This window comes from Kitasatospora sp. NPDC005856, from assembly GCF_040629945.1.
In the GTDB taxonomy this organism is placed as follows: Bacteria; Actinomycetota; Actinomycetes; order Streptomycetales; family Streptomycetaceae; genus Kitasatospora.
Map to the genome: position 1 here is coordinate 1 of NZ_JBEXWT010000161.1, position 9094 is coordinate 9094.

Annotated in this window: 10 protein-coding genes and 1 pseudogene; all 11 read right to left on the minus strand. The window is 68.2% G+C overall.

From position 1 onward, the window contains the following. Positions 1-185 (minus strand): annotated as a pseudogene (locus ABZ449_RS40895) (transposase); the annotation flags it as partial. A gap of 173 nt (positions 186-358) precedes the next feature. After that, a protein-coding gene (locus ABZ449_RS40900) for an IS5 family transposase (protein ID WP_360356924.1) occupies positions 359-1290 on the minus strand; the annotation gives its coding sequence in 2 pieces (ribosomal slippage) (positions 359-915 and positions 915-1290; 933 coding nt in all). Between the two features lie 250 nt (positions 1291-1540). After that, on the minus strand, positions 1541-2698 hold the full coding sequence (locus tag ABZ449_RS40905; RefSeq protein ID WP_360356926.1) for an IS701 family transposase: 1158 nt from the start codon (positions 2696-2698) through the stop codon (positions 1541-1543). Between the two features lie 30 nt (positions 2699-2728). Beyond that, positions 2729-3412, minus strand: coding sequence for a hypothetical protein (locus ABZ449_RS40910; protein WP_360356928.1), 684 nt, complete (start codon positions 3410-3412; stop codon positions 2729-2731). A gap of 589 nt (positions 3413-4001) precedes the next feature. Next, the gene (locus tag ABZ449_RS40915; protein WP_360356930.1) at positions 4002-4457 is read right to left on the minus strand and encodes a hypothetical protein; all 456 of its coding nucleotides are present in this window, start codon (positions 4455-4457) and stop codon (positions 4002-4004) included. A gap of 75 nt (positions 4458-4532) precedes the next feature. Next, positions 4533-4757, minus strand: coding sequence for a hypothetical protein (locus ABZ449_RS40920; protein WP_360356932.1), 225 nt, complete (start codon positions 4755-4757; stop codon positions 4533-4535). 349 nt (positions 4758-5106) lie between these two features. After that, positions 5107-5772: an O-methyltransferase gene (locus tag ABZ449_RS40925; RefSeq protein WP_360356934.1), complete on the minus strand. Its 666-nt coding sequence runs from the start codon at positions 5770-5772 to the stop codon at positions 5107-5109. A gap of 48 nt (positions 5773-5820) precedes the next feature. Next, complete coding sequence (locus ABZ449_RS40930) at positions 5821-6597, minus strand: aspartyl/asparaginyl beta-hydroxylase domain-containing protein (RefSeq protein WP_360356937.1); 777 nt, start codon at positions 6595-6597, stop codon at positions 5821-5823. A 74-nt stretch (positions 6598-6671) separates the two neighbouring features. Beyond that, positions 6672-7400, minus strand: coding sequence for a 2OG-Fe(II) oxygenase (locus tag ABZ449_RS40935; protein ID WP_360356940.1), 729 nt, complete (start codon positions 7398-7400; stop codon positions 6672-6674). 68 nt (positions 7401-7468) lie between these two features. Then, positions 7469-7831 carry a phosphopantetheine-binding protein gene (locus ABZ449_RS40940; RefSeq protein ID WP_360356943.1) on the minus strand — a complete coding sequence of 121 codons (363 nt, stop codon included), beginning with the start codon at positions 7829-7831 and terminating at the stop codon, positions 7469-7471. Further along, the coding region (locus ABZ449_RS40945; protein ID WP_360356945.1) for a class I adenylate-forming enzyme family protein at positions 7824-9094 on the minus strand (1271 nt) is incomplete at its 5' end. The genes ABZ449_RS40945 and ABZ449_RS40940, both read right to left, overlap by 8 nt.

The window sequence follows — 9094 nt, forward strand, 5'->3', positions numbered from 1 at the left end:
CCGTTCATCCAGGCCGGGACCGGAAGCAGTGGCTGCACGATCGCCCATTCCGCGTCGGTCAGGTCGGAGCCGTAGCGGCGGGTCCGCTCCGGCTGGTCAGCGGCATTCCCGAGCCGGTGTGCGAGGCAATCGCACGACACGCCGGAGCTGGACGCGGACGGAGCAAGCACGCCACAGTGGGACACCAGGGCCTCCTGATTGTTCGTTGACTCGACATCACCGAACTGCGCAGGAGGCCCTTCTCCTATACGCCGACCGCGGAGCGATCACTCGAACGAGGATGATGCGCGCGGAAGTTCGAGCGGCAGCCGTGACCTCCGGTTTGGGAATCGCTTCTGAGGCCACGTCCGTCACGGGGTCATGTGTGGAGCCAGATGACGAGTGCTGCTGCGGTGACGGTGCCGCGGTAGACGTAGCCGCGCTTGTCGTAGCGGGTGGCGACGGCTCGGGCGTGCTTGAGCATGTTGATGGCCCGTTCGACGGTGTTGCGTTTCCTGTAGCGCTCCTCGTCGAAGCCCGGTGGCCGTCCGCCGCGTGAGCCCTTGCGCAGGCGGGCGGCCCGGCTGTCGGCCTTCTCCGGGATCGTGTGCCGGATGCCGCGTCTACGCAGGTAGGCGCGGCACGGCCCGTTGCTGTACGCCTTATCGCAGGCCACGCTGTCGGGTGTCTTGCGAGGCCTGCCCGAGCCGGCCCGTGGGACGCGGATCTTCTCCAGCACCGCTTCGAACCGCGTGCAATCGGCCCGCTGCCCCGCGCTGAGGACCAGTGACAGCGGGCGGCAGCGGCCGTCCGCGCTCAGGTGGACCTTGGTGGTGAACCCGCCGCGCGAGCGGCCCAGGCCCTCGCCTCCAGCACCACCTCCGCCAGGCGGGCGAGGAGACCCTGCCACGGCGTCTCGTCCTGGTGTTCTCCTGGCCCAGCCCCCTTTGGCGCGAGGGCCGGCGGCGGGTCGGTGCGGGCACCGGCCGCGTGCTGGTGGGCCCGCACAATGGTGGAGTCCACCGAGATGTTCCAGTCGATCTCGCCGGCCGCGTCCGCCTCGGCCTGGACCCGCTGGAGCAGGCGCTCCCAGGTCCCGTCGGCAGACCACAGCCGGTGGCGCTCGTAGACCGTCTTCCACGGACCGAACCGCTCGGTCAGATCCCGCCAGTGCACACCGGTCCGCACCCGGTGCAGGATCCCGTCGATCACCTGCCGATGGTCCCTCCACCGGCCACAACGCCTGTTACTGACCGGCAGGAACGGCCGCAGCCGCTCCCACTCGGCATCAGTGAGATCTCCCCGCCCCATGCCCGGTCCAACGACCAGAACGGGCGATAGTCACATGATCGACCGGACAAGTCCTAGTACTGCAACGGTCCTTACTGTGACGAGGCCTCAGCTCTTGGGCTGTGGCCTCGTCGTTTGTAGTGGCTGGTCCTGGCCTGGTGCTGGCGTCGGCGCCGCCAGCGAGACCAGTGCAGGACGTGGGCGATGCTGAGGCGGACTGGCCGGGTGAGATGGGTGACCAGTCGGCGGATTTCGGGGACGGTCAGCGGTATCAGGTCTGGCGTTCGAGTTGGTCCAGCCCCTTTTCGAGCTGTCCGGCCCGCAGGATGGTGAGGTAGGCGTGGGCGGCCATGGCGAGGGTGATGTGCCGATACCAGCCGGGGTAGCGGCGGACCTGGTAGTCGTCCAGGCCGCACTGGCCTTTCGCGGTCTGGAAGCACTCCTCGATCGCCCATCGGGCGCCCGCGACGGCGATCAGCTCGTTGAGTGTGGCCTCGGCGGGGGCGTAGGCGATGTAGTAGGCGACCTTGGTCGGGTCGGCGATGCTACGGCGGGCGAGCACCCAGTGCCTGCGGTCGGGGCGGTGCCAGGGACGGACCTCGACTCTGGCCCAGTCGTAGATCCGCAGGCCGTGGGCGCCCTCGCCGCACGAACGACGCTTCCACTTCTGCCGGGGCAGTCCCGCGACCAGGTCGTGGAGCCGATGGTCCATGGCCCAGCGGGTGACCACGGTGTCGCTGCTCGTGGTGGCCACCACATGGAAGACGTCGGCCTGCTCCAGCTCATAGCGCCAGCCCTTGCTGAGACCGTAGCCCGCATCCGCGGTCACCCACCGGAACGGGATCCCGTCCTCGATCGCCTTGCGGACCATCCCCCGGGCCATCTGAACCTTCGTGGCGAACTCGACCCCGTCACCGATCCCGGCCGCCCGGCAGCGCTCGCGGTCGTCCGTCCAGGACTTCGGCAGGTAGAGAGCCCGGTCGATCAGCGTCCGGCCACGGGGCCCCGAGTAGGCGAGGAAGACGCCGACCTGGCAATTCTCAGTGCGGCCGGCGGTGCCGGAGTACTGCCGCTGGACGCCGGCCGAGCGCACGCCCTTCTTCAGGAACCCGGTGTCGTCCACGATCAGCACGCCATCGGGGTCGGCCAGGTGCTCGATGACGTACTTACGCACGTCCTCGAGCACCCCGTCCGCGTCCCAGTCGATGCGGTTCAGCAGCCGGTGGATCCGGTCCGGGCCACTGTGACCGGCCTCCTCGGCCACCGTCCAGCCGTTCTTGCGCTCCAACGGCGCCAGCAGGCCGCGCATGTAGGCCAGCGCCGACTCCCGCGACTCGCTTCGCGCGAACCGGCGGGCAAACCGCTCATGCAACCCGGCAAGCCCGTCCGACCAGCGCCGAGCATCGACCTCAGATATGTCCCCACCCATGACAGGAACAACGATCGACCTCAACGACCGTCACGGTAAGGACCGTTGCAGTACTAGGGCATCGCGGACATCGTCCTTGAGCTGGTCAACCTTGTTTGCCTTGTCGTCGTACGTTCGGAAGACGATGTTGCCGCTCTCCAGGCCGACAAGGATCTGTGTCACGAACTCGATGCGCTCGGTGAGACCCGCGAGGTGGGCGTCCTTTCGGAACTCGATGGTGCCGTCGAGCAGATGAAGGATCCCAGCCTGGTGGGCCTCGTCGGCGAGCAGGCGCAGAAGGGTGATCTGGTGGCGTCGGGCGGTGCCGTCCCACGGATCGGCGGCGTACCGTTCGTCCATGGCTGCGACGGACGCTCGCAGTTGCTTGGCAGCCTCGATCACCAGCCGACCGTCATTGCTTTCGGCGATCTCGGGGTCGGCTGAGGACGGGAGCTTCGTGCCTTCCCGCAGCGCCGTGGCTACCTCTCGATGCAGCAGTCGCGCGAGCGTGTGCGCCGTCTCCAGAGCATGGTGGGTTGTTGCCCTGTGGATTCCGGCATCGAGGCCGACTCTCCTCGAGTCACGCGCGGACCTCGCTGGCGGCGCTGGATAGTGCGTGTCCGCCAGGTCGCGCAGGGCAGTGGAGGTGATGACAGCGAGGCCCGCCAGGAGCTGGAGCGCTTCCTCCGGGTTCGTGGCGTAGCCCGGCTGCAGGCCGCGGAAGTACTGACCCACCGCGATACCGAGCTCGGTGCCCGCGGTGCGGATGGCGGTGAAATCGGGTCCCTCTTTTCACTGGCTGACCTGCCGTTTCTGTGCTTCACAATCCGATTGTGCAGAAAGGGAGTTAAGCGTTCTGGCGTCAACGAAAGCAAGCATAGTTGTCAGGTGGGGCTCACGATGGGAATCCGAAGGGGAGTGGGTGCGATTGCCCGTGCGGTTGGGCGAGAGGTTCAGATGAGCCGCTCGTGGTGGGCGGCTGCGGCCTCGCGGACGAGCTGGGCGAAGTGGCCGCGGCTGCGGTGCTGGTGCGCTTCGGCGTGTTCGTCGTTCCCGCCCTCGTCCTCGTCGAGTTCGTCGTATTCCTCGTGGAGGAGCCAACAACCGTGGATGCCGGCGAGGAGGTCTTCGAGGAGGTCAGGGCGGGCCGCCTGGGATCGAGCGGGGTCAGGCGCAGGCCGGTGTCCTCGGGGTCGATGTCCGGGCCGGTGTACTGGGCGAGGTTGTCGTCGATGTCTTCGAGTTATTCGCGCAGGCCGGCGGGGTCGGGGAGGAGGCAGTTGGCGATGTGGAGGGCATGGCGTACGAGGCCGGTGACCGCGTCCTATGGGGAGGCGCCGGCCTCGAGGAGCTGGAGGACGAGGGTGGGGGTTCCGTGGGGGAGGGCTTCGATGTTGTCGGCTTCGACGAGCACAGATGTGGCGGAGCGGCCCGAGGCCGCAGCGGCGACCTTTGCTGAGGCCGCGAGCCAGTGGGCGGCGGCTACGACCGCGGCGGTGGGGTCGATCTGGGTGAACAGCGCATCGGGGCCGAAAGGATCCTGTTCGAGGAGGCGGTCGGCGGCGGCGACCTGGACGGGGGAGACGCCTTCGCGGCTGAGGAGGACGGCCTGGCGGACGCGCCCGGTGCGGTCGCCGAGTTCGGTGCTCTCCACGGCGGCGAGCTCGGCGCCGACTTCGGCGAGGACGGCGTCGGTGAGGTCCGCGTTGCCGATGGCCTGCAGGGCGCGGCCGGCGCGGTGCGCGGACTCGACCAGGGGACTGTATTCAACGTCGAGCATGCCGTCCTGGGGAAAGTTGGGCCGGGTGATGGCGCAGGGAACCTCGTCGAACGCCTTGCGCTCCTCCGCGCGGCGCTAACCCTTGGAATTGGGCTCCACGGACGCGGCGGAGCTGGCCGGGTGAGTGTAGGTGCGCCACGCGGCCTCGGACAGGTGGGTGAGCGCGCGGGCCAGGCGCAGAACTGGGGCGCTGTCCGTGTCGGCTGCGACTGTGGCGATGCGGATCGCGAGGTCGCCGTCACCTGTTCCCCAGGTCGCGATCAGCTCGTGCCGAACGGGGTCGACGCAGTAACGGGTCATGCAGCCGTACCTCCGGTGATCTGCCCGGCTACGCCACTGGGCATTGAGCCATTCTGGCGCATCGCCAGGAGCCCCCGGATCGTGAAGCAGGCCGGCGTCGACGGCTGTAGGAGAGCAAGGAAAACCTCAGACGCAGAGGTGTCTGAACCCGGGTTACGGGCTCCCCAGCGGATCCGTAGGACCAGCAGTGTGGGGCATCGCGGAGACCGGCGTGATCGAGAGACATTCGTTATTGCTGGTTACGTGACATATCTGTCCTTTTCGGCTGGGACCAATCGGGCTCGACGATCTGACGGCCCCGGCGGAAGGCTCTGACTGAACAGCCAGGGCGCCCCGCCGGGACCGTGTGTCAGCGGATTCGTGCGACGAGCATGCCGTCGTGCCCTCGTTTGCCGACCGTCTGAAAGACCACTCCATCGACGTGCTCGGCGCTGCCGACCAGGTCCAACACCTGTTGCGTGGCGCGGACGGCTTCGTTCGGATTCTCGACGTTGCAGACCTCGCCGGACCTCACCGCGTTGTCGATGACGATGACGCTGCCCGAACGACCGAGCCGAAGGCAACTCTCGAAATAGACCACGTTGTTGTGCTGGTCGGCATCGATGAAGAAGAAATCGAATGGTGCCGCCTTCTCCTCGACGAGCAGAGCGAGTTGGTCAGCTGCGTTTCCGACGCGGACCTCGACGCGATCGGCGAGGCCCGACGCCCTGATGTTGCCTATGGCCACCGCAGCGTGCACCGGATTGTTCTCGATGGTCACCATCCGTCCGTCCGGCGGCAGCGCCTTTGCCAGCCACAGGGCGCTGTACCCTCCCAGGCTTCCTACCTCGAGGATGCGGCGGGCTCCGACGATCCTGGCGAGCAGACTGATCTGCTGGCCCTGAAGCGCCGACACGTTGATCGGCGCCAGGTTGGCCTCATCGCTGACACGCAGCGCCCGCTCCAGGCCCGCGTCGGGTGGACACAGCAGTCCGCTCAGGAAATCCTCGGTCTCAGACCAGATGTCGAGCGTCATGTCAGACATCACTCCATGGGGAAGACGGCAGGGGAAACGGAACCGGCATCAGGCAGCCACCTGATGGGCCCAGAAGTGCCGTGAGTACATGCGTCGCCAGATGTCCATCATGTGCGTCAGTGCCGTGATCTCGGGTGCCGTGAGGTCGGGATGCCAGAAGTCGAGAAGCAGTACCGTCCGGCGATCGCCCCCCTCGTTCCACACCTCGTGTTCGTAGGAGTCGTCGAAGACGAGGGCCTTGCCCTCCTCCCAGCTCCGTTCCTCGTTGGCCACACGAATGCGGGAACCCTCTGTGTTGATCAGCGACAGGTGGCACCGGAGGTGGGCATTGGTGAACCCGGAGTGCGGGGCGATGTGCGTGCCGCCCAGGACGGTGGAGAAATAGGTCATCCCGCTGCTGGTCCCACCCGGGATCGCGGACAGGGTCTTCAGCGTCTGCGGGAACGCCGGGAGGTTCCTGGCGTACGGCCTGCCGATGCAGGCCAGGTACAGTGCCCGCCACTTGCCGTCCTCCGCGAGTCCTGTCGGAGCCGGCGCGGTGTGGTCCACGTCCTGGTCGAAGGCCTGGAACTCGCCGCGGATCACCGGTGTAGCGGCCTCGAGGTCGTCGAGCCAGGGGAAGTCGTCGCGGCTCCACCACGGCCGGGCGGTGAGGCCGGGGAAGAAGACCTCCGGCGAGTGGTCCCCCCCGACCTCGCTGATTTGTCCCTGGGCAGTGATCTCCAGTCCTTCACGGATCCGCTCGACCTGTTTCGGATCGACCTTGCCGAGCGCGAGCCATCGCTCGAACTCCCGGGGCCCTTCAGTGATCCACGGTTTGTCCATGGCCTTGCTTCCAATCCTGACAGAGTGTGATGGCACCGAGTGTGTGTTTCCGGAACGAGCCCCGGGGAGGACGTTCAGCCCAGGTCGAGCACGGACACCAGCCGTTCGAGGTTGCTGTTGTCGGCCTGCTGTTGCTTCTCGGGCGGGTTGATTCCGACGAAGCCGGTCATCGTCTGCCGGACGTTCTCTCCAGCGGTCCGGTCCACCCGTTGAATGCAGTGGATGGTGCCTTCCTTGATCAGGACCAGCCGGTTCGGCTTGGGCACGATGGAGGTCAGTGCGTGCGACGCCGCGCCAGCCTTGGCCTCGACAGCCTCCAACGGGGACATGCCCGTGGTGTCGATCTCGACGGTCGCCGGATCGGCGTCCAACAGGGTGAGATCACCGGCCCAGGAGGCGTTCCACTCCTCGTGCAGGAAGAAGACGAACTCCCCCCGCGCGTCCACGTCGTTGTGCCAGCCGAGCCGGCTCCCTGCGGGGTAACGCCAGAAGCTGAACCCGACGACCGTCCAGTCCTCCCCAGCCACCCCGAACATGTCGCGGCGCGAGTGGAGCTCCTGGAGGACGGCGTGGTAGGCGTTCGGCATACCCACGACCTCGGTGTCCTCGGACAGCAGCACCGCGTCCTGGCGGAGCAGCGCGCCCCGGGACCGGTGGGCCAGCCCGTCCGCCTCCGCGTTGACGACGCTGGCGACCTCGTGGAATGGCCGCCGCCGCGCCAATGCCCGGATCTCTTCGAGGTCACCCTCGGGCAGGAAATCGTCGATCACCCGGAACCGCTCGCCGCTGGCTGCGAGTTTCATGAATGCACACCTCTCTCTTGAACGTGTTCCGCTTCTTGGATCGTGGGTACTGCGTCTTCCGTCCGGCCTCAGCCCTGACCACGCCGGCAGTCCGCCAGCGCATTGGCCAGGCCGAGCACCGTGTGCGACGCCTGGCTCGTGACGATCTCGTCGGGGAAGAACGTGTCGAGCCTCTCCTCAAGCAGGGTCATCACCTCCAGCCAGGTCAGCGAGTCGATCCCGAGTTCTGCGGACGAGGTCTCCAGCGCGTCGCCGCGGGCACCGAGCCGGGCCCGGAGCGACGCGAGGGAGACCTCGTCCGCACCGGCGTTCCCGGCGGCGGTGAGGACTGCGCCGATCACCACGCCCACCCAGTCCTCGGCCGCTGGCGGAACCGCCCGCCCGCTGTCCGATTCGGGGGCACCAGCCGGCCCTACCGTCATGTCATCCATCCCTCGTGATCCGTTCCGTGAGTGCCGTCCGGTCGAGCTTCCCGAGGCCGGTCCGCGGCAGCTTGTCGAAGATCCGAAGACGTGGCGCGAAGCTGTCCGTGGTGGTGGAGCGCAGCGCCCGTTCGGCCGACTCCCGGTCGATCCGGGATCCGGCCACCACGGCGAAGACGTCCTCGAACTCGGTACGGCCGGCCCGGGGGAGCACCACGAAGGCCACCTCGTCCACGCCTTCGACCGCGCCCAGCGCCGCTTGGACGGGGCCGGTGTTGAGGAACTTCCCGTTGGCCCGCAGGGCTCCGGGTTTGCGTTCGACGAACCGGACCTGGCCCGAGGCGTCGCGCTCGACGATGTCACCCGTGAACCACCGCAGCGACGTTCGGATGGGTTCGTGGGCGTGGCCGAGCACGGGAGTCCCGGTTCGGACGACCAGCTCGCCGCGTGCTCCGACCTCGGGCTGGACGATCTTGACGGAGGGGATCGGCTGACCGAGGCCTTGCTGACCGATGAGGATCCCACCGGTCTCGCTCGATCCGTAGCCCCTGGTGACCGGGACTCCGAATCGGGTCATGCACGCCGCGTCCAGGCCGTCCGGGACCAGCCCCGCGCCGGCCAGGATCTCCTGGGGACGGTTGTCGCCGCGTCGTCTGGTACGGGTGAGCAGGCTCAGCAGGGCAGGGGTCACGGCCAGCTTGGTGGCCAGCCCGCGGTCCAGGTCCGCAGCGACGCCGACAGGTGTCGAGAACGGACGGATATCAAGCCGGCAACCCGACAGCAGCGCACTGAGGGCGACCCCGGAGCCGAATGAGTGCGCCACGGGTACCGGAATGCGTACCGTGTCCGCAGCGTCCAGTCGAAGCCCCTCGCGGTAGCCGACGTGCTCCGCCAGGAGGCTGTCGACGCTGCGGCGGGCGAGCTTGGGTTCGCCGGTGGAGCCGGAGGTCTCGTGCACCAGCGCGAGGGCCTCGGGTACCGGCCCGGTCGGCTCGTCCTGCCGGGGCGCCGTGGGTTCGATGGTCCGTTCCGCAGTCGCGACGAACGTCGCGGCGCCGGTCCGTACCTCCTCCTGTGCGCGGGGGGTGACCCAGGCGGCCGCCCCGATGCTCCAGCACGCGACCACGGCGGCCAGCAGGCCATCCGGCGCGAGGCCGGTGAGCAGGACCAGGTCGCCGTCGCCCACTCCGGCGCGCCGGAACCACCGCGCACACCGGTCGATGCGGGCCGCAGTGGCCTCCGGACCGGACCCGTCGAGCCGTCCACCGGCGG

Bases quoted from the DNA above. Each gene is read 5' to 3' on its own strand.
- ABZ449_RS40935 (WP_360356940.1), bottom strand. From the start codon at position 7,400: ATGAAACTCGCAGCCAGCGGCGAGCGGTTCCGGGTGATCGACGATTTC.
- ABZ449_RS40925 (WP_360356934.1), bottom strand. From the start codon at position 5,772: ATGACGCTCGACATCTGGTCTGAGACCGAGGATTTCCTGAGCGGACTG.
- ABZ449_RS40930 (WP_360356937.1), bottom strand. From the start codon at position 6,597: ATGGACAAACCGTGGATCACTGAAGGGCCCCGGGAGTTCGAGCGATGG.
- ABZ449_RS40915 (WP_360356930.1), bottom strand. From the start codon at position 4,457: ATGCTCGACGTTGAATACAGTCCCCTGGTCGAGTCCGCGCACCGCGCC.
- ABZ449_RS40920 (WP_360356932.1), bottom strand. From the start codon at position 4,757: ATGACCCGTTACTGCGTCGACCCCGTTCGGCACGAGCTGATCGCGACC.
- ABZ449_RS40940 (WP_360356943.1), bottom strand. From the start codon at position 7,831: ATGGATGACATGACGGTAGGGCCGGCTGGTGCCCCCGAATCGGACAGC.
- ABZ449_RS40905 (WP_360356926.1), bottom strand. From the start codon at position 2,698: ATGGGTGGGGACATATCTGAGGTCGATGCTCGGCGCTGGTCGGACGGG.